Raw genomic sequence first — 19,927 nt, forward strand, 5'->3', positions numbered from 1 at the left:
ATTGATTTTCAGATAATATTCTTGTATTAGTGGCTATTTTTTAGAAGTTAAGTAACATGATTATTGCCATAACAATCATAACGCTATTTTCAATAAACGTAGCTTTCGTCATTGGTAATTTTAAAGCAGTTCCTAAACACGCACATTGAATTAATTTTTTATCAAGCAATGTTTTTGTAACCCCAATAGTAGTTATTCCTAAAATAACTAAGGTTAAAATTAGAGCTACTGGAATTTCAATACGCATTAAAAACATAACGCCCAATGCTGCTTCAATAAATGGATATACCCAACCATAAACAGGCACAACTTTTGCCAATGGGTCGTACATTCTAAAAGATTCTGGAAAGCCTTTTAAATCTAATAGTTTAAAAAAGCTAAAAACCACATAAAACAAACCCATAAAATCGAGCATAAAACTGCTTCCATTCCAAGGGTTATAGTTTAGTAAAATTGCGGCTATAGTTATGTAACCAAATATTAAAAACAACGGAAAAAGTTGTTGCAACTCGCTTTTTTCTGCTTCAACTAAATGAGGTGTTGTTTGAAAAATATTTTTTTCTGAAATAGTATATTTACCAGAAATAGCATTTTGTAAAGTGTCTATTGAAAGGTGTTTTACCATCTCTACAACAGCTTCACTTTTCTCTAAATTTACGGTTGCGTTTATAACACCTTCAAGTTTGTTGAGTTTTTCTTCAACTTGTGTTTTGCAACCATTACAGGTCATGCCTGTAACTGTATATGTATGTTTCATTTTAATTTTAATTTGATTTAAAGATTCTTTATCATTTCCAAATCAACGGAAAATAACATGAAATTCCCTTCTGCAAGGGAATTAAAATCAAATTATAAATACTTGGTCTAGTACCTGAATATCGGCAACCAAATTGGGTGGAGAATAATCTTTATGAGGTATAATTTGGGTTTCTAAGCCTTCAAAAAGATTGATAAACGAATATGTAAATGTTGCAATAAAAAGTTGTTGTTGGAAATTTAAATCATCAAAAGTGGATACTTTTAATTCATCTTGACCTTTAACAAGTTTAACCTCATCTTTACAACATGTTTTATTTGTGATGGTTTCTTTTGTCATTTCAGAAATGCCCATATCACATTTTTTAGCTTCAGTAAACACCGAAATATCTACTAAAACATCACCACAATAATGCTTTTCAATAGTAAAAGATACCGTTGAAAACAAAACAAGCAATGCTAATAGCACTGAAAAACTTTTATGTAAAAACTGTTTTATCACAATACAAAAGTACAAAAAAAACAAAAACAGTAGTCTTGATTTACAAAATGATTAACATTTTAGTTTTTAAGCTTATGGTAGTAAAATGCTGGTAATAAAAGAATTAAAATAACAGGTTGAATTAAAAATCGGCGTAAATTAAAAAACAAATAATAATCTTCTTGCCTTGGGTTTATAACGAAATACAGATAAACACTTATTAAAATAACAAACGCCAATACGTATATAACTGCTGAAAATTTAATGATGCTTCTATCTTTAAAAACCACAAATAGTATTCCTAAAGAAATAACAGAATTTAAAATATAGCGTAACGTAGTAAACAATGTTACTTTAAAAATTTCGCGTCTGGGGCTATCAATATACAAATAGTCGTTTTGAAAAAATGTTAAATAAGGGTCGTAAAACAAGTTACTTTCAAACAATCGGATTAAAATTAATAATCCAACTAAAACACTGAGCAATATGTATTTAGTTAGTTTGTGCATCGGTTTTTTTTATTTTAGAAAATCGATTTACCCAAAAAATCCATAACAAAAACACCATACCATAAATAATTGCAGGAAACACAACACTGTGCAAAATAGCTTTCTGTTTTGGGTAATGGTATAACAACATGCTTAACAACACGATACGCAATAAGTTTACAGTATAAATTAAAACACTGCCAGATAACATATAAAAAAAAGTAGTTTTAGTTTGCGCAGCAAATGCCATAATAAACGACACAAACAATATAATTACACTAACAGAATTACAACCTTCAATAACACGCGCTACATAATTACCATTTATAATAACCTTTAATGAAGGCTCGTTAGGATGTGGTACCATTTGCGCATTGTACCCAAAAGCATCTAACAAGGTTTTACTTTGTATGCCTACTAAATGCGTCATAAAATCAGGATAAAACTTACTGCCATCTGAAAATTGCAAATAAAATTTATACGCTACCGAAAGGGTAATGTACACCAACAAAAATGTGGCAATAAACTTAATAACTAATTTATATTTTACTAAAAGTGCTTTCAAAAAAATCTATCGGTTTTTACAAGGTTAAAATTATGCAAAGCAACCTTATAATTCATGCCTTTTTAAATACTTTTACAGAAATATTTGAATTTTATGACTTTTGAACAACTAAAACCGCAAGTAGAAACCATTGTTTTTAACACTAAAAAAACAGTTAACGAACGCCTTTTAAGCATTTGCGAACTACTTGAAAAACATATATCTCATTACAATTGGGTTGGTTTTTATTTTAGAAATGGCGATAAAGAAGAGTTAAAACTAGGTCCATATGTTGGTGCACCAACTGATCATACCATCATCCCTTTTGGAAAAGGCATTTGCGGTCAAGTGGCTGTTAGCAACCAAAATTTTGTGGTGCCCGATGTAACAGCTCAAGATAATTATATTGCCTGCAGCATAACGGTAAAAGCTGAAATTGTAATACCCATTTTTGTAAATGGCGAAAACATTGGACAAATAGACATCGATTCCAACACACCAGACCCATTTACCGAAGCCGACGAACGTTTTTTAGAATTTGTATGCGAGAAAGTTTCTGAAATACTTTCTTAAAAACTCATTTTATTAAGCATCAAATTCCAACAAAAATTGGATTTTCTATTAGAATTTTTTGTTTGCTTTTTTTGAAATTTCATTTCATGTTAATAAATATGCTATTTAGTTAAAAAATCGGCTTGTTTTTTAGTTTATAAACACTTGTTTTTTAGTTGAAATAACTACTTTTGCAACTTCAAATTAGATTTAAAAAATGAGCAACAACAAAACAGTAAAATCTGCATTAATTTCCGTGTTTAGCAAAGACGGATTAGAACCAATCGTTAAAAAACTAAACGAGCAAGGTGTAACCATATATTCAACTGGTGGCACACAAACATTTATTAACGATTTAGGCATTGATGTAGTTCCTGTAGAAGAAGTTACGTCGTATCCATCTATTCTTGGTGGTCGTGTAAAAACATTACACCCAAAAGTATTTGGTGGCATTTTAAACCGTCAAAACCACGAAGGCGACATCAAAGAACTTGAAGAATTTGAAATTCCTCAAATAGATGTGGTTATTGTAGATTTATATCCGTTCGAAAAAACAGTAGCTTCTGGCGCAAGCGCACAAGATATTATTGAGAAAATTGACATAGGTGGTATTTCATTAATTCGTGCTGCTGCAAAAAACTTTGCCGATGTTATTTGTGTTGCATCTGTTGATGATTATGCTGAATTTTTAAGTTTAATTTCTGAAAACAACGGAAACATTTCAGAAGAAAACAGAAAACGTTTTGCTGCAAAAGCATTTAATGTTTCATCGCATTACGACACGGCTATTTTTAACTATTTCAACAAAAACCAAGAAGAAACTGTTTTAAAAATTAGCGAAACCAAAGGAAACGTGTTGCGTTACGGCGAAAACCCGCACCAAAAAGGTTTTTTCTTTGGCGATTTTGATGCCATGTTTACAAAACTAAACGGTAAAGAATTAAGCTACAATAACCTTTTAGATGTTGATGCAGCTGTAAACTTAATAAATGAGTTTAAAAACGAAGCACCAACATTTGCTATTTTAAAACACAATAATGCTTGTGGTTTTGCACAAAGCAACACCATTCATCAAGCTTACTTAGATGCGTTGGCTGGCGATCCAGTTTCTGCTTTTGGTGGTGTTTTAATAAGTAACCAAGAAATTGACAAAGCTACTGCTGATGAAATTAGTAGTTTATTTTGTGAAGTTATTATTGCGCCTTCTTACAATGCAGAAGCTTTAGAAATTTTAAAAGGAAAGAAAAACAGAATCATTTTAATTTTAAATGATGTTGAATTACCACAAACAAACGTAAGAAGTTGTTTAAACGGTATTTTAGTTCAAGATAGAAACAATATAACCGACTCAATTGAAGGTTTAACATATGTTACAAACAATAAACCAACAAAAAACGAGTTAGAAGATTTAATATTTGCTTCAAAAATTTGCAAGCACACCAAATCAAACACCATTGTTTTAGTTAAAAACAAAAAATTATTAGCTAGCGGAACAGGGCAAACCAGTCGTGTTGATGCGCTTGAGCAAGCCATTCATAAGGCAAAAACTTTTAATTTCGATTTAAATGGTGCAGTTATGGCTAGTGATGCTTTTTTTCCGTTTCCAGATTGTGTGGAGATTGCTAAAAACGCAGGTGTAAGTGCAGTTATTCAACCAGGTGGTTCCATAAAAGACCAACTAAGCATTGATTATTGCAATGAAAATAATCTAGCTATGGTAATGACAGGTACACGTCATTTTAAACACTAATTAAACAGCAAATATTATTAACTTTTATTACATTTACGGAATTCGTATATTAAACCTCTAAAATCACTAATAGCACATGGGCTTTTTTGACTTCTTAACCGAAGAAATTGCAATAGATTTAGGTACTGCAAATACTCTTATAATACATAATGACAAAGTTGTTGTTGATGCGCCTTCTATAGTCGCTCGCGATAGAATTTCTGGTAAAATTATTGCCGTCGGTCAAGAAGCCAGTTTAATGCAAGGGAAAACCCATGAAAACATTAAAACCATTCGTCCATTAAAAGATGGTGTAATTGCCGATTTTGATGCGTCAGAACAAATGATAAGTATGTTTATTAAAAACATACCGGCATTAAAAAAGAAGTTTTTCACACCTGCACTTCGTATGGTGGTTTGTATTCCTTCGGGCATTACAGAGGTAGAAATGCGTGCAGTTAAAGAAAGTGCCGAACGTGTAAATGGTAAAGAAGTATATTTAATACACGAACCTATGGCTGCTGCTATTGGTATTGGTGTTGATATTATGCAACCAAAAGGAAATATGGTTGTAGATATAGGTGGTGGTACTACTGAAATTGCTGTAATTGCGTTAGGTGGTATTGTGTGTGATAAATCGGTTAAAATTGCTGGTGACGTTTTTACTAATGATATTGTTTACTACATGCGTACACAACACAACTTATATGTTGGTGAGCGTACTGCTGAAAAAATAAAAATTCAAATTGGTGCAGCTACCGAAGATTTAGATTTACCTCCAGAAGACATGAGCGTTCAAGGGCGCGATTTGCTTACAGGTAAACCAAAACAAGTTTCTATATCGTTTAGAGAAATTGCAAAAGCGTTAGATAAATCTATTTTACGTATAGAGGATGCTGTAATGGAAACATTATCGCAAACACCACCTGAACTAGCTGCCGATATTTACAATACTGGTATCTATTTAGCTGGTGGTGGTTCGATGTTACGTGGTTTAGACAAACGTTTATCGCAAAAAACCGACCTTCCTGTGTATATTGCCGAAGATCCTTTAAGAGCCGTTGTTAGAGGTACAGGTATCACACTTAAAAATTTAGCTAAATACAAAAGTGTTTTGATTAAATAGGCTTATAAAACATGCAACAGATTATTAACTTTGTAATAAGAAACAAAAACTTTTTGTTATCCTTGTTGCTGTTTTCTATATCCTTAGTTCTCACTATACAAACACACTCTTATCATAAAAGCAGGTTTTTTAATTCAGCAAATTTTTTAACAGGTGGTATTTATAATTCTATAAATAACTTTACAGGCTATTTAAGTTTAAAATCTCAAAATCAGGTGTTAGCAGAAGAAAACAGTCGCTTAAAAATGCTTTTGTTTAATTCTGAAAACAAAAAAGACTCAACGTACATAGATACCGTTTCCTATGGTGGCACATATAAATTCACCATAGCAAACGTAATACGCAACACCTATTCTGGTGCCAACAACGTACTTCTTTTAAATAAAGGAAAAACCGATGGCTTGAAACAAGATTTAGGTGTAATAAGCTCAAAAGGAATTGTTGGTATTGTTGATGGTACAAGCAAGCGTTATGCTACGGTAATTTCAGTTTTAAATACTGTAAATAAAATTAGCGCACAACTTAAAAAAACAAATCATTTTGGTACCCTGTATTGGAATGCGAAATCGCCCTATTTTATTCAACTAACTGATATACCTAAAATTGCACCAGTTAAAAAAGGTGACACTATCATTACTTCTGGGCGTTCATCAATATTTCCAAAAGGAATACCAATAGGTACTATTCACGATTTTAAACTAGATGCAGCCGAAAACTATTACGAAGTAAACATCAAGCTTTTTAATGACATGACTAACCTTGAGCATGTGTATACCATTGAAAACATTGATGCCGAAGAAATTAATAATTTACTAAACCCAAAAGTGAATGAATAATTCTGTACTACATGCTGTTCGTTTTATTTCACTTGTTTTTATACAAACATTGGTGTTTAACAATATTAACTTTTTAGGCTACATCAATCCGTACATTTACATAATGTTTATTGCATTATTTCCTGTAAAAAATAACCGCCTATTTATAATTTTTTTAAGCTTTTTTTTAGGATTATCTATTGATTTATTCTCAGATACTGGCGGTATTCACGCCGCAGCTTGTGTATTTATAGCATATATAAGACCAGTATTACTTAAATTTTCTTTTGGGGTAATATATGAACACCAAACCATAAAATTTAACACCGTAGAATTTGGTGAAAAACTCACTTATTTAACCTTACTAACTTTTATCCATCACTTTGTATTATTTTATTTAGAACTTTTTAGTGCTTCCAAAATAATTTTAGTCCTTCAAAAAACAGTATTCTCAAGTATTTTTACTATTTTATTGATATTAATAATAACCGTTATTTTTAGTAAAAGAACCAAATGAGACGATTCTTACTTGTTATCGCAATAGCGTCTGCTGGTATTATATTTCTTTCTAGACTTTTTTATTTGCAAATTTATGAAGGTGGTGTACAAAATTTGTACGAAGACAATGCTATTAGAAAAGTTTACGACTACCCAAAACGCGGTTTTGTTTTTGATAGGAACGGTGAACTTTTAGTTTCCAATCAGCCATCATACGATGTTATGTTTATTCCGCGTGAAGTAAAACCCTTAGACACCTTAGAGTTTTGCAAGCTATTAAAAATTGACAAAGCAACCTTTGAAACTATTTTTGAAAAAGCATACCATTATTCCCCATGGTTACCTTCTGTATTTATTCCGCATTTATCAAAAGAAGATTACGCCAGTTTACAAGAGAAAATGCGAAAGTTTGAGGGTTTCTATATCCAAAAACGTTCCTTACGGCATTACGAAACTTCAATTGGCGCCAACGTTTTAGGTGATATTGGAGAAGTTAATGATGCTATTATAGCTAGAGATCCTTATTACAAAATGGGCGATCTTATTGGAAAACAAGGTATTGAAACATCTTATGAAAAAACATTACGTGGTGTAAAGGGAATTAAATTTATTCAAAAAGACCGTTTTAATAGAGATTTAGGCCCTTACAAAGACGGTATTTATGATACATTACCAAAACCAGGAAGTGACATTACCATTACCATTGATGCAAAATTACAAGCCTATGGCGAATTACTTATGCAAAATAAACATGGTGGTATTATAGCTATTCAACCAAGTAGTGGCGAAATTTTAGCAATGGTTTCTACACCTACCTACAACCCTAACTTATTAGTTGGACGTCAACGTTCCGCTAATTTTTCAAAATTATATAACGACAGCATCAATAAGCCTTTATATGATCGTGGTTTACAAGCTATGTATCCACCTGGTTCACCTTTTAAAATTTTAAACGCACTTATTGGCTTACAGGAAGGTGTTGTTACTACCGAAGACCGTTTTTACTGCAACCATGGTTATAGTTATGGTGGGAGAAAAATGGGTTGCCACGGGCATGCAAGTCCATTAGCCATGAATGGTGGTATATACAACTCATGTAATGCTTATTTTGCAAATGTTTACAGACGCATTATAGACAAAACAAAATCGCCAGCTGTTGGTATGGATATCTGGAGTGATCATGTAAAAAGTTTTGGTTTAGGTAATTATTTAAATAATGATTTATCAGTTGGTCAACCCGGAAAAATACCAAGTAGCAAAACTTACGATCAACTATATGGTAAAAACAGATGGGGAAGTACTTTTAATTTATCAAACGCTATAGGACAAGGTGAAGTTTTAACAACACCAATTCAATTAGCAAACATGACAGCAGCTATTGCTAACAGAGGCTATTACTACACACCTCACATTATAAAACATATTGAAGGTCATGAAATTGACAAAAAATACACAACACCAAATCACACTACTATAAACAAAGAGCATTTTGAACCTATCATACAAGGTATGTTTGATGTTTACAACCATGGTACAGCTGCAGGTGTACAAGTAAAAGGTATTGAAATTTGTGGAAAAACAGGAACAGCAGAAAACTTTGTAAAAGTGAATGGCCAACGCATGCAATTAACAGACCATTCCATATTTATAGCGTTCGCACCTAAAGATAACCCTAAAATAGCACTGGCAGTATTTGTAGAAAACGGATATTGGGGTGCAAGATTTGCTGGTAAAATTGCAAGTTTAATGATTGAAAAATACATTAACGACACCATTACCAGAACAGATATGGAAGATTGGCTTTTAAAACATACCTTAGAGCACGAGTATGCAAAACCATATTCAGGACAGCCTTTTGGTATAAATAAAAACACAACTCTTGAAGTTGTTTCAGAACCCGAATATTTAGAACTTAAAGAATTACTAAATCAATTAAATAGTAAATCTAGAGATCCAGAGGTTATTAAGAAAAACCAAGGCGCCAATTTATAACTAAAATTAACCAATTTTAAAACCAGTTGAATAAAAACAATGGTAGAAGCAAGTAGATATTATAAATTTGATTGGATAACTATTATCCTATTCCTATTGCTTGTTGGTTTTGGATGGCTAAATATTGTATCTGCATCACATTCTGGAGACACTATAAATTATCTTGATTTTTCGCAGCCCTACGGAAAACAACTCATGTTTATTTTCTTAACCGTTGGTTTAATCATACTTATTTTAGCTGTAGAATCTAAATTTTACGAACGTTTTTCAAGTGTTATTTTCATTATATCCATGCTGTCTCTAGCAGGACTTTTTGTGTTTGGTAAAAACGTAAATGGCGCAACATCGTGGTATGGCATTGGCGGCATGACACTACAACCAAGCGAGTTTGCAAAAGCCGCTACAGCATTGGCGGTTGCAAAATATGTAAGCGATTTAAACACCGACCTAAAAAGAGTTAAAGATCAAATTTATGTTTTTGGTATTATAGCTATTCCTGCAATATTAGTATTGCTTCAAAAAGATGCAGGAAGCACATTGGTATATGGTAGTTTTATATTTGTGCTTTACAGAGAAGGGTTATCACCCATCTTTTTAGTATTAGCAGCTATGCTAGTTGTAATTTCTTTATCGGCTTTAAAATTTGGTGGTTTAATAACTTCAATTGTAATAGCTGTTGTTATTTTAGCACACCATTTCTTCAGAAAACGCAAACCGCTACTTATTCAACCTATTTCAATAATTGTAATAAGTGCTGCCATGGCATTTGGCGTAAGATATTTTTATGATGAACTATTACCTTTTCACCAAAAAGATAGAATTACTATATGGCTTAGTTTGGAAAAAGATCCTGTAAAATTAGAGCGCATGAAAAAAACCATAGCTTATAATTTAAACGAATCTGAAAAAGCAATTAGTTCTGGCGGTTTAACAGGCAAAGGCTTTTTACAAGGCACGCGCACAACAGGTAAGTTTGTACCCGAACAACATACCGATTATATTTTTAGTACCGTAGGCGAAGAATGGGGTTTTACAGGCAGTGCAGCAGTTATTATTGTTTTTGTTTTGCTTTTGCTACGTATTCTTCACCTTGCAGAATTGCAACGTTCGCAGTTTAGCCGCATGTATGGCTATGGTGTAGCTTCCATATTTTTTATGCACTTTTTTATAAATATAGGCATGGTTATGGGTATTATTCCAACCATTGGTATTCCTTTACCTATGTTTAGCTATGGTGGTTCAGGACTTTGGGGTTTTACCATTTTATTGTTTATCTTTATTAAGTTAGATTCAGATAGAATTAACCAATGGTAATTTAAAAACAAACCATTTACCCTATTACTTATGAAGAAAAGCTATTTTCTACTAGCAGCTATTGCTATAATACTAGCTTCTTGCCATAGTTCAAAAAGTGTTTTACAACAATCATTTTCAAAAGAACAATTAGAAATGATTGTAAATGCAGATTCATTAACACCCATGCGTGTTTTTAAAATAACCAATAAGCAAGATTCGTTGTTGCTTCGTACTAAAAGCGAATACATTAAAGCCAACCCAAACGATCCTGTTTTAAAACAATTTGTAAACCGATTATATGCAACGGTTACAGATAGTATGTCTTTAGGTGTTGGCATTGCAGCACCACAAGTAGGCATTTTAAAAAACATAATTTGGGTTCAACGTTTTGATAAAGAAAATTTTCCGTTTGATGTGTATTTAAACCCAATTATCACCAAATATTCAGAAGAAAAACAAACCCGAAAAGAAGGCTGTTTATCCATTCCGAATAGAAGCGAAACCTTAAATACCAGAGCGTTTTCTATAACTATTGAATACGATACTATGAAAGCTGAGCATAAAACCGAAACTGTTGAAGGGTTTACTTCAATTATTTTTCAGCATGAAATAGACCATTTAAACGGTATTTTATATTTAGACCACTTGAAGAAAGAGGTTGTAGATGCTAAAAAGAAAAACTAATTACTTCTTAATCTCCAATTTTTCAGCAAAATAATCACAAAAATCTTTCATAGTTGCGGTCATTTTTTCATCTTGCGTTGCTCTGTTAAAGGTATCGCTCATAGCTACAAGTGTTTGATGAAAAAACACTTTCATTTCATCAACAGGCATATCTTTAGTCCACAAATCTATACGCAAGGTTTCTTGGGTTTTAGAATCCCAAACCGCTAGCATCATGGCTTTGGCTTCTTCATTAGTTATACCACCATCTGCCGCTGTCCAATAAAGTTTTTCAGGCACACGATTAGCATCTAATTCCACTTGTAATTCTATTTTTGAGGTAATTGATTCCGACATTATTTACGTGGTTTAAACTTAGAGTTATTAAAAATTTCTTCTGAGCTTGCAATAAGCATTTCCTTTAAAGTTACATCATTTTGCTGCATATAAGCTTTAACAATTTGCCAACCTATATACTGCCCTAACCTACCGGGCGATTCTGCATCAATATCTTCTAAATAAAACTTTGAAAATGGCGCAGGTGTTAAAAACCTTCCTGCAAGTTTTGCATCTGTACTAAACAGCAATTCACGCTCTACAAAATAGCGCCAAATATAACTTTCATTAGCTATAGCCCAATCTAGCTGTTCTTTTGTGTATCCTATTCTTTCTGCTTCAGTTTTAAATGGAATAACAACATCTTTAAAATAAAGTTGTTTTCCAAAATAAATCATTTGATCTAAAAATGTTTTATTTGATGGTTGGAAACTATATTTTTTAGCATATTCACCAGCTAAATCAACAACAATTTGTTCCTTTTTTAAATCTTCTCTTAAATATTTTGGTATGTTTTGGTAAAACTCATGGTTACTACCTAAATAGCTATCTAAAGCTACAACAACAATGGTATCGGTTACAATTACACGATTTCTATAATCTACATCGTTGGTTGTAGTAATAATTCGTGGTGTATGAAACTCTGGAAAATAGTATTTTAAATGATTGAATAATGATTCTATTTCAAGCTCGGTAGTTTCAATATCTGAAAATGTATTTTCAACTTCTTTGTATAATACTTTTTGAAGCGAATCGGAGGCTTTTTCAATCCAAAAAGAATCTAAATACTTTTCCGAAAACATAAAAGGGTAAGCTTGCTTTAAATTTGGTAAGCTTTGGGCAGTTACTTTTGCAAATAACAAGTCAAATCTTTCAACATGAGCATCTAAATTTATTTTAGAAATTTCAGTTTCTAAATTGCTTTCTTTTTTACAAGAAACCATCACAACCGCAATAATCAAAAAAATTAATCTGTACTTCATACAAAACTTAGTGGCTATAAATTTTTATTAATTAAGTGTTTCCTTTATTTTTGTTTGCAAAGGTACAATTCTTGGATTTAAATTCATTTAAAATGCATACAGAAAAAGTTGTAAATTATATAGTTAATTGGTTAAAAGATTACGCAACCAAAGCAGGTGTAAATGGTTTTGTTATTGGAATTTCTGGCGGTATAGATTCGGCTGTAACTTCTACACTATGTGCAAAAACAGGCTTAAATGTGTTATGTATAGAAATGCCAATACACCAAGCTGCTAGCCATGTAACCCGTGCGCAAGAACATATTAGCCATTTAAAAGCACTATTTAACAATGTAAGCGATACAAGAACCGATTTAACACCTGTTTTTGAAAGTTTTAAAAATGAAGTTTTTTTTGATGGTGACCAAGCAACTGTTGACATGGCTTTAGCAAATACAAGAGCTCGTTTAAGAATGACTACCTTATACTATTATGCAGGACTATACAAATTATTAGTAGCTGGCACTGGCAACAAAGTAGAAGATTTTGGCGTAGGCTTTTATACAAAATATGGCGATGGCGGCGTAGATTTAAGTCCTATTGCCGATTTAGTAAAATCTGAAGTTTATGAATTAGGTAGCTACTTAAACGTGCCAGAATCTATTATGAAAGCACAACCAAGCGACGGCTTATTTGGTGATGCAAGAAGTGATGAAGACCAAATTGGCGCATCGTACCCAGAACTAGAATGGGCCATGAAAATGGATGATGCTGGCAAAACCGCTGAAGACTTTACTGGTAGAGAAAAAACAGTGTTTAATATATACAAACGCTTTAACACATCCAACAAACATAAGATGATTTCTATACCCATTTGCGAAATTCCTAATAATTTGTTATAAATGTTGCAAATTATTTAAATATTTTCTACATTTGCAGCAAGCTTATTCTCTCAATTATAATACCTCTCTAACTTAATTATAATAAAAAAAAGCTTTTACAATTATGATAAAATTATTAATAGCAGACAACCACCCTATTACAAGGAAAGGGCTTGAAGTACTTTTCTCAGCATCTTCTAACATTAAAATTGTTGCAAGTGTTGATAATGGCGATGCCATTATGGAGTACATTAAAAATAATCCTGTAGACATTATTTTAACTGAAGCCGACCTCCCTAAGTTAAACGGCTTAACAGTTTTACGTTATTTAAAAAATGACTATCCTAACATTAAAACCATCATTTTTAGTGCACAACCAGAGGAAGTGTATGCTGTAAACGCCATTAAAGCTGGTGCTTACGGGTATATTCACAAATCTGTTAACGTGATTACTATTAATGAAGCCATTTTAAAAGTTAGTGATGGTGGTATTTATTTAAGTAATGAATTAACGCAACAATTAGCGTTTGGCAACAGAGTTAATAAAGGCGGAAATTATTACAAAAAACTTTCTACTAGAGAAGCTGAAGTTTTAAAACTGCTTACTATTGGAAAGAAAAACAAAGAAATTTCTAAAGAATTAGCAATTAACGAAAAAACCGTTAGTACTTACAAAGCACGTTTAATGCGTAAATTGAAAGTTACTAATTTAGTTGATTTAGTTAGTCAAGCTAAACTGAACGAAAACTTATAAAACCCTATTCAATTTTCGAGAGAGTAGCATTTTTAAACCAGAATAGTCTTTAACTTCTTCAAGAATATCTTTATTTACATCGGCAAGATTTGCCAATGCTTCTTGTTGAAAGTCTTTAACTTTTTGGTCAATTAAAAAGCAACGTAAGCTTAATATGGTTTCACTTACTAATTGCGCAACGCTATGAGTTTTTTCCTTTGGGAAGATATTCATACGTTGCCAATTATCTAAAGTGTAGCGTTCATCTTCCATTAAAATATGGGTAATTTCGTTACCCAATTCAGCATCTACAGAATTTATAAAGTTATTTAATTCAAAATTAGGGTTTTGATTTAAGGTATCTATAATGGTATAATATAACGCCTTAAATTGTGGGTTGGTAAATTGCATTTCATCATCTTGAAGGTCTAAAAATACTTTTTCAAATACTTTTGCCTGATGTATTACGGGTTCTAAAACCAACTCGCCTTTTTCATTTTCTTTTAAAACCAAATCTTCAAAATCTTCAGTTCGGTTTCCATAAAGCAACAATACTTCTATAATTTTTCGTTCTAAAATATATTGAACATCTACCTTTTCAACAGGTTGTTGATGCCTAATTACTTCAAACGCTTTTTGTTCACTTTTAAATTGTTTGTTTTCTTCTTGAAATTCTTTTTTATTAATTTGAGCCAAGGTGCTAAACAGTACGTCTTCACTAATATCCATAATTCTAGCACATTCTTGAATATAAATTTCCTTTTTAATGCGGTCTGGAATTTTAGAAATACTGTTTACAATATCGCGAACGGTATCTGCCTTTTTTATAGGGTCGTTTTTAGATTCTTCAAATAAAATTGATGCTTTAAACTGAATAAAATCTTTGGCATTTTGTTGTAAATAAGAAGCAAGCTCTTCAAGTGTATTTTGTTTCGCAAAGCTATCTGGATCTTCACCTTCAGGAAAAGTGCAAACCTTAACGTTCATACCTTGTTCTAAAATTAAATCGATACCTCTTAATGATGCTCGCATACCAGCTGCATCGCCATCAAAAAGTACCGTAATATTTTTAGTAAGCCTATTTATTAATCGTATTTGTTCTGAAGTTAATGCGGTTCCTGAAGAAGACACTACATTTGTAATACCTGTTTGATGAAACTGAATAACATCGGTATAACCTTCAACTATATAACAATTATCTTCTTTTGCTATAGTTTGTTTTGCATGAAAAATACCGTAAAGCACATTGCTTTTATGGTAAATATCACTTTCGGGAGAATTTACATATTTTGCTGCTTTTTTATCGCTAGTTAAAATACGCCCACCAAAACCTAATACACGACCACTCATGCTTTTTATAGGGAACATAACGCGCCCTTTAAACCTATCAAAACGTTTATCGTCTTTTACAATGGTTAGTCCTGTTTTTTCTAAAAATTCTAGTTTGTAACCTTGTTTTAGTGCCTCATCAGTAAAGGCTTGCCACTCATCTAGCGAATAACCTAAATCAAATTTCCTTATGGATTCTTCGGTAAAACCACGTTCTTTAAAATAGCTTAAGCCTATAGATTTTCCTTGGTCGGTTTTGTGCAATATTTTTTGAAAGTAGGTGTTTGCAAATTCACTTACCAAATACAAACTTTCACGTTCGTTGGCCTGGTCTTTTTGCTCGTTGCTTTGCTCGGTTTCTTCTATTTCAATATTGTATTTTTTGGCAAGATACCTTATCGCTTCTGGATATGTAAAGTGCTCATGCTCCATCAAAAATGATACCGCAGTACCGCCTTTGCCTGTTGAAAAATCTTTCCAAATTTGCTTAACTGGCGATACCATAAAACTTGGTGAACGCTCTTCACTAAAAGGGCTTAAACCTTTAAAGTTGCTACCCGATTTTTTAAGTTGCACAAAATCGCCAATAACCTCCTCTACTCGGGCGGTTTCAAAAACTAAATCTATGGATGCTGGCGATATCAACTGTTATTTTTTATTGTTAAAAATGAAACGTAAAAGTAATATAAACTATTTATTTTTAAAATTAATGCTGTCGCGAAATTTAGAACAACAAATAGTTATTTTAGTAATTAAAAAAGCATAACAATCAAGCTTGATTTTACACATGATAATCTCCAGACAAATATTTGAATTTTTTAATAAGCCACTAATTGAAAAAGTGATTATAGAACCTCCTTTTAGGTACGAAGCTATTTTTCAAGATGAAGGCTGCTTTCTTTACATTAAGAGCAACACAAAAATTATTTCTGCTAATGAAACAATTACAACAACACCCAAGGAAGCTGTTTTATTAAAATGTGGAACTTATTTTGTGGATTGGATAAAGCAATTTGAAAATAAAAAAATAGAGGTTTACGCGTTTCACCTATACCCAAATATTTTACATCATTTATACCAAAAAGAAGTTCCTACTTCAATCAATAATCCGAAAAACAACCAACAAATAAAAAAAATTTCACTTAATACCGCTATTGAAAATTTTATAGAAAACCTCAATTTTTACTTTAATAATTCGTTTTTAGTTAATGATGACTTATTAGAACTAAAAATAAAAGAGTTAATTATTTTATTAACACAATCTAAAAACACCGATACAATTCAACTTTTATTTTCAGAATTATTTACAGTCAATACCATTTCAATAAAAAAAATTGTTGAAACTCATTTATACTCAAACATCTCCATAACTGAACTTGCAAAACTTTCTGGATTAAGTTTGTCATCGTTTAAAAGAGCCTTTAAAAACATTTATAATGACACCCCTAACAATTATATCTTAAACCAAAAGATACAGAAAGCTACAAAACTTTTGCAAAACCCAACACTTAATATTTCTGAAATTGCATTTGATTTAGGTTTTAATGATCCTGCTTATTTTTCACGCTTATTTAAAAACAAAACCAACCTTACTCCAAGTCAATACCGTTTATCTGTGCTTTGACCCAAAAGTACAAGGATTTAAACTATTTATCCTTTAGATACATACATTTAAGAATAATCTTTGCATAAAAAAACATGACAAAAAACAATAAAATCATTAGCAGTTTGTTAGGACTTTCTATGTTTACATTTGGAGTTTTAAAATTTTTAAATCCATTTAAATCATGGTACGCTACGCAAATTAAAACCAGCCAATTACCATTTCAGGAATTTTTGTATTGGAGTGGACAATTAAGTGAAATTATAGTTGGCATTATAATCTTATATCTTTTAAAAAAGAACAATAAAGGTGAAGTGAAAGTCCAAAAAAAGTTATTCTTATTCAGTAATTTTATAGTGATATTTATCATGATAATTGCCACTTATGTTCACATTCAACCAAACGTTCCAAATGAAGTTTTACCACTTAAAATAAAGCCACCTTTCATTCCAGGTATGTTTTTTGGTCTTGCAATTATAAATATCATATTATTCAAAAAAGCAGAAAAACAACAAGGTGTATAAACAAAAAAGCTTCTGAAAATCAGAAGCTTTTTATTTACTTACATAGTTACTAATCCATATCAAATCGTAACCCTATAGATATATTATTTTGCTTAATGGCTTGGTCTTTAAAAATGGGTGACAAATCGTATTTAACGTATAATGCAACATCATCAAAAGCTACATAACCGCTTAAACCATACACCAAACTACTGGTATTAAAACTTTGTTTTTGTTTGTCCTTTTTTCGATCGCCATCAATTTCATATTTTAATTTTTGTCGCGCACCAATATTAAAACCACCATAACCACCAATACCTATTTTGAATTGATTTGCGGTTGAATATCTAAAATAGGTGTCTTTTTCAGTTTTTTTAGAAGGTCCAAATTCAAAATGCACTGGAAATACTAAATTGGTAATAGTTAATTTTGATTTTTTAAGTTCTTCAGGAAATTCTTCCAAAACTGTTTGGTTGCCTTGTTGTACAAAATAATTATTATCAGTTGGTTTTAACCCATTAAACTGAAAGGAATATCCGTATTTAAAACGCATAAAATTAGATTCTTTAAATACACGTGTTTTCCATGCCCAACCTAACTCTGCAAACCTAGAACCGCCAAATTTATATGGCGAGTTATCTAGTTTTTCGCCTTCAACAATGGCATTGTTTAAACCAAAGGCAAATACAAAATCGCTTGATGTACGCAAATCGTATTTTTTAGGCTTATTTTTATAATTAATTTTCACACCTGCAAAACTCTCATCATTACCACCTATACTAATACCTATTCTTGATAAATCTTCTTCATTATTAATACGATAGCCTTCTTCGTTTCGTTCTAGTAATACTATTTTATTATCAACAATTGCTAATCGATTTTCAATATTAAGTGCTCGTTTTTTAGCAGCTTCTTTTTTCAAAATTTCAGCCTCAACATTTGAAATATCGCCTTTATCTAACCTTATGTTAATAGCTTCTACTTCTGCTTTTAAGAAATCGCGTTCCTCATTTTGAATAAGTTCCTTAATCTTTTTTAAGTTTTCAATTTTGTCTTTGTTATTTACTTTTTGAATTGTGTCTTGTGCATTGATTAACTGCACACTTAAAATTAGCGCGATTACCGCTAAATACTTTGTAATTGTTTGCATAACTGTTCGTTTTTTGATTAATGATTAAATTTTTTATTGATGAAAATTTCTGTTTTCGTCATGGCGAGGTACGAAGCCATCTTATAATTGTAGTTCAAAATTAACAGATTACTTCGTCGTTCCTCCTCGTAATGACGTTTAATTATTTCGCTGAGCTACTACTGTTTTTACGGTACCAAAACTTGCCTTTATAGCATCAAACACTTTACTTCTAAATGATTGGTCTAAATCGGTTTCTACTTCTTCCAATAGAAGATTGGCATCAACTAAACCTGTATTTTTATTTGTTGCTTTTTTAAATCTAATTTCTTTTTGAGCTTCAAGCAACAAGGCGTCAATATCTGCATTTGTTACTTCTTTATTTTGAGCTTTTAATTCTTCAACTTTAGCTACTAGGTCTTTAATTTTTTGTTCTTCAAATGTTAAAGCTTCTTGATTTGCTTTAGTGTTTACAATAGCATTGGTTTCTTTTAAAATACTTTGTTTTTTATCTAAAACAACATTGGTTTCTGTAACTTTTACAATTGAATTTTCTTTGAAACTTTCAACATTTTCAACAGGTTGTATGGTTTCTAAAACGGTGTTTGTAGTTTCTGGTTTTTCAATCGCAACTTGTGTATTTTCAGCTTGTTTTACAGTTGGTGTATTTACAATTACAGGTTCTATAGGTTTTGTGTTGTAAAACTGAACTGCAATAAATAAAATACCAACAACACTAGCTGCTACACCTATATACCAATAGGTTTTAGTTTTATTTTGGCTAGTTTCATCTAAACGGTTAGATAGTTTTTCCCAAGCATTGTTTGATGGTTGCAAGCTTCTACCTTCTAAGGTTTCTTTTATTTGTTGATCAAATTTATTTTGTTCCATAACTTGTTGCGTTTAATTCTTGTAATTTTTCTTGAAGCATTTTTCGTGCTTTAAATAATTGCGATTTTGAAGTACCTTCGGTAATTTGTAATAGGTTCGCAATTTCGTGGTGTTTGTAACCTTCTATAGCATACATTATAAACACCATTTTATAACCTTCAGGAAGCGCATCAATTATGTATTGTAATTGCTCAACTTCAATAGTTGTTTCTATATTATTGGTAAAATCGTTTTTAAAATCTACATCTTCAACCGAAAACTCAATATTTTTTTGCTGCCGTAAAAATGAAATCGATTCTCTAACCATAATACGTCGAATCCAACCTTCAAAGCTACCTTCATTTCTAAAATTGCTTAAATTAGAAAACACTTTAAAAAATCCGTTAAGCATTGCTTCTTCTGCATGTTGCAAATCTTTAATATAATACCTGCAAACGCTTAACATTTTTGGGGCATGCAACTCATACAAAACGTGTTGCGCTTCACGATTGTTTTTTATAGCACTTTTTATAAGTGCCGATTCGTTTTTATGGAGTTGTATAACTTTCAAAAATGATTTCATTTAGCCTTCTATTATTAAAGACGCCATTTTTATAGTAATGGTTGCCTGAGTAAAATAT

22 protein-coding genes are annotated in these 19,927 nt (G+C 31.6%); 12 read left to right on the plus strand and 10 right to left on the minus strand.

The window, feature by feature from the left end:
- Positions 1-40: 40 nt before the first annotated feature.
- The 4 genes from ACFQ1R_RS03345 to xrtF form a co-directional block, all read right to left on the minus strand.
- On the minus strand, positions 41-757 hold the full coding sequence (locus tag ACFQ1R_RS03345; RefSeq protein WP_379924689.1) for a heavy metal translocating P-type ATPase: 717 nt from the start codon (positions 755-757) through the stop codon (positions 41-43).
- Positions 758-844: 87 nt separating this feature from the next.
- Positions 845-1,258, minus strand: coding sequence for an HYC_CC_PP family protein (locus ACFQ1R_RS03350; protein WP_449288658.1), 414 nt, complete (start codon positions 1,256-1,258; stop codon positions 845-847).
- A 59-nt stretch (positions 1,259-1,317) separates the two neighbouring features.
- Positions 1,318-1,746 carry an exosortase F system-associated membrane protein gene (locus ACFQ1R_RS03355; RefSeq protein WP_379924691.1) on the minus strand — a complete coding sequence of 143 codons (429 nt, stop codon included), beginning with the start codon at positions 1,744-1,746 and terminating at the stop codon, positions 1,318-1,320.
- Entirely contained in the window at positions 1,730-2,290 is a 561-nt protein-coding gene (gene xrtF / locus ACFQ1R_RS03360; RefSeq protein WP_379924692.1) for an exosortase family protein XrtF, read from the minus strand. Before xrtF ends, ACFQ1R_RS03355 begins: the two co-directional genes overlap by 17 nt.
- 93 nt (positions 2,291-2,383) lie before the next feature.
- Between xrtF and ACFQ1R_RS03365 the strand changes: the two genes are divergently transcribed.
- The 8 genes from ACFQ1R_RS03365 to def all read left to right on the plus strand — a co-directional run bounded on the left by ACFQ1R_RS03365 (position 2,384) and on the right by def (position 10,961).
- Positions 2,384-2,842, plus strand: coding sequence for a GAF domain-containing protein (locus ACFQ1R_RS03365; protein ID WP_379924693.1), 459 nt, complete (start codon positions 2,384-2,386; stop codon positions 2,840-2,842).
- Between the two features lie 196 nt (positions 2,843-3,038).
- Positions 3,039-4,571 (plus strand): bifunctional phosphoribosylaminoimidazolecarboxamide formyltransferase/IMP cyclohydrolase, encoded by a 1,533-nt coding sequence (gene purH, locus ACFQ1R_RS03370; RefSeq protein WP_379924694.1) that lies wholly within the window; start codon positions 3,039-3,041, stop codon positions 4,569-4,571.
- 76 nt (positions 4,572-4,647) lie between these two features.
- Positions 4,648-5,676: a rod shape-determining protein gene (locus ACFQ1R_RS03375; protein ID WP_132217861.1), complete on the plus strand. Its 1,029-nt coding sequence runs from the start codon at positions 4,648-4,650 to the stop codon at positions 5,674-5,676.
- Between the two features lie 11 nt (positions 5,677-5,687).
- A complete protein-coding gene (gene mreC / locus ACFQ1R_RS03380; RefSeq protein WP_379924695.1) occupies positions 5,688-6,512 on the plus strand; it encodes a rod shape-determining protein MreC in 825 nt (274 codons plus the stop codon).
- Positions 6,505-7,008, plus strand: a complete 504-nt coding sequence (locus ACFQ1R_RS03385) for a rod shape-determining protein MreD (RefSeq protein ID WP_379924696.1) — start codon at positions 6,505-6,507, stop codon at positions 7,006-7,008. Before mreC ends, ACFQ1R_RS03385 begins: the two co-directional genes overlap by 8 nt.
- A complete protein-coding gene (gene mrdA, locus ACFQ1R_RS03390) occupies positions 7,005-8,981 on the plus strand; it encodes a penicillin-binding protein 2 (protein WP_379924697.1) in 1,977 nt (658 codons plus the stop codon). Before ACFQ1R_RS03385 ends, mrdA begins: the two co-directional genes overlap by 4 nt.
- Positions 8,982-9,020: 39 nt before the next feature.
- Positions 9,021-10,295 carry a rod shape-determining protein RodA gene (rodA, locus tag ACFQ1R_RS03395; RefSeq protein ID WP_379924698.1) on the plus strand — a complete coding sequence of 425 codons (1,275 nt, stop codon included), beginning with the start codon at positions 9,021-9,023 and terminating at the stop codon, positions 10,293-10,295.
- Positions 10,296-10,325: 30 nt separating this feature from the next.
- Entirely contained in the window at positions 10,326-10,961 is a 636-nt protein-coding gene (gene def, locus ACFQ1R_RS03400) for a peptide deformylase (RefSeq protein ID WP_379924699.1), read from the plus strand.
- On the opposite strand, the gene gldC is transcribed toward def, so the two are convergent.
- Both gldC and gldB read right to left on the minus strand, forming a co-directional pair.
- Positions 10,962-11,297 (minus strand): gliding motility protein GldC, encoded by a 336-nt coding sequence (gene gldC, locus ACFQ1R_RS03405; RefSeq protein WP_379924700.1) that lies wholly within the window; start codon positions 11,295-11,297, stop codon positions 10,962-10,964.
- Positions 11,297-12,259 (minus strand): gliding motility lipoprotein GldB, encoded by a 963-nt coding sequence (gene gldB / locus ACFQ1R_RS03410; RefSeq protein ID WP_379924701.1) that lies wholly within the window; start codon positions 12,257-12,259, stop codon positions 11,297-11,299. The genes gldC and gldB overlap by 1 nt, the downstream gene beginning before the upstream one ends.
- 92 nt (positions 12,260-12,351) lie before the next feature.
- Here gldB and nadE point away from each other — a divergent pair, with 92 nt between their 5' ends.
- Both nadE and ACFQ1R_RS03420 read left to right on the plus strand, forming a co-directional pair.
- Positions 12,352-13,140 carry an NAD(+) synthase gene (gene nadE, locus ACFQ1R_RS03415; RefSeq protein ID WP_379924702.1) on the plus strand — a complete coding sequence of 263 codons (789 nt, stop codon included), beginning with the start codon at positions 12,352-12,354 and terminating at the stop codon, positions 13,138-13,140.
- Between the two features lie 103 nt (positions 13,141-13,243).
- Positions 13,244-13,873: a response regulator gene (locus ACFQ1R_RS03420; protein WP_379924703.1), complete on the plus strand. Its 630-nt coding sequence runs from the start codon at positions 13,244-13,246 to the stop codon at positions 13,871-13,873.
- Here the strand turns inward: ACFQ1R_RS03420 and dnaG are convergent.
- Entirely contained in the window at positions 13,868-15,826 is a 1,959-nt protein-coding gene (gene dnaG / locus ACFQ1R_RS03425; protein ID WP_379924704.1) for a DNA primase, read from the minus strand. The two genes, ACFQ1R_RS03420 and dnaG, sit on opposite strands and share 6 nt — an antisense overlap.
- Before the next feature lie 142 nt (positions 15,827-15,968).
- Here dnaG and ACFQ1R_RS03430 point away from each other — a divergent pair, with 142 nt between their 5' ends.
- The gene (locus tag ACFQ1R_RS03430; RefSeq protein ID WP_379924705.1) at positions 15,969-16,805 is read left to right on the plus strand and encodes a helix-turn-helix domain-containing protein; all 837 of its coding nucleotides are present in this window, start codon (positions 15,969-15,971) and stop codon (positions 16,803-16,805) included.
- A 74-nt stretch (positions 16,806-16,879) separates the two neighbouring features.
- Positions 16,880-17,308 (plus strand): hypothetical protein, encoded by a 429-nt coding sequence (locus ACFQ1R_RS03435; RefSeq protein ID WP_379924706.1) that lies wholly within the window; start codon positions 16,880-16,882, stop codon positions 17,306-17,308.
- Between the two features lie 49 nt (positions 17,309-17,357).
- On the opposite strand, the gene ACFQ1R_RS03440 is transcribed toward ACFQ1R_RS03435, so the two are convergent.
- From ACFQ1R_RS03440 to ACFQ1R_RS03450, 3 genes are all read right to left on the minus strand, one after another.
- The gene (locus tag ACFQ1R_RS03440; RefSeq protein WP_379924707.1) at positions 17,358-18,437 is read right to left on the minus strand and encodes a hypothetical protein; all 1,080 of its coding nucleotides are present in this window, start codon (positions 18,435-18,437) and stop codon (positions 17,358-17,360) included.
- A gap of 138 nt (positions 18,438-18,575) precedes the next feature.
- Entirely contained in the window at positions 18,576-19,307 is a 732-nt protein-coding gene (locus ACFQ1R_RS03445) for a hypothetical protein (RefSeq protein ID WP_379924708.1), read from the minus strand.
- Positions 19,294-19,869 carry an RNA polymerase sigma factor gene (locus tag ACFQ1R_RS03450; RefSeq protein ID WP_379924709.1) on the minus strand — a complete coding sequence of 192 codons (576 nt, stop codon included), beginning with the start codon at positions 19,867-19,869 and terminating at the stop codon, positions 19,294-19,296. Before ACFQ1R_RS03450 ends, ACFQ1R_RS03445 begins: the two co-directional genes overlap by 14 nt.
- Between the last annotated feature and the right edge of the window lie 58 nt (positions 19,870-19,927).

Origin of the sequence: Mariniflexile jejuense, assembly GCF_042675665.1 — a bacterium.
Classification (GTDB): domain Bacteria; phylum Bacteroidota; class Bacteroidia; order Flavobacteriales; family Flavobacteriaceae; genus Mariniflexile; species Mariniflexile jejuense.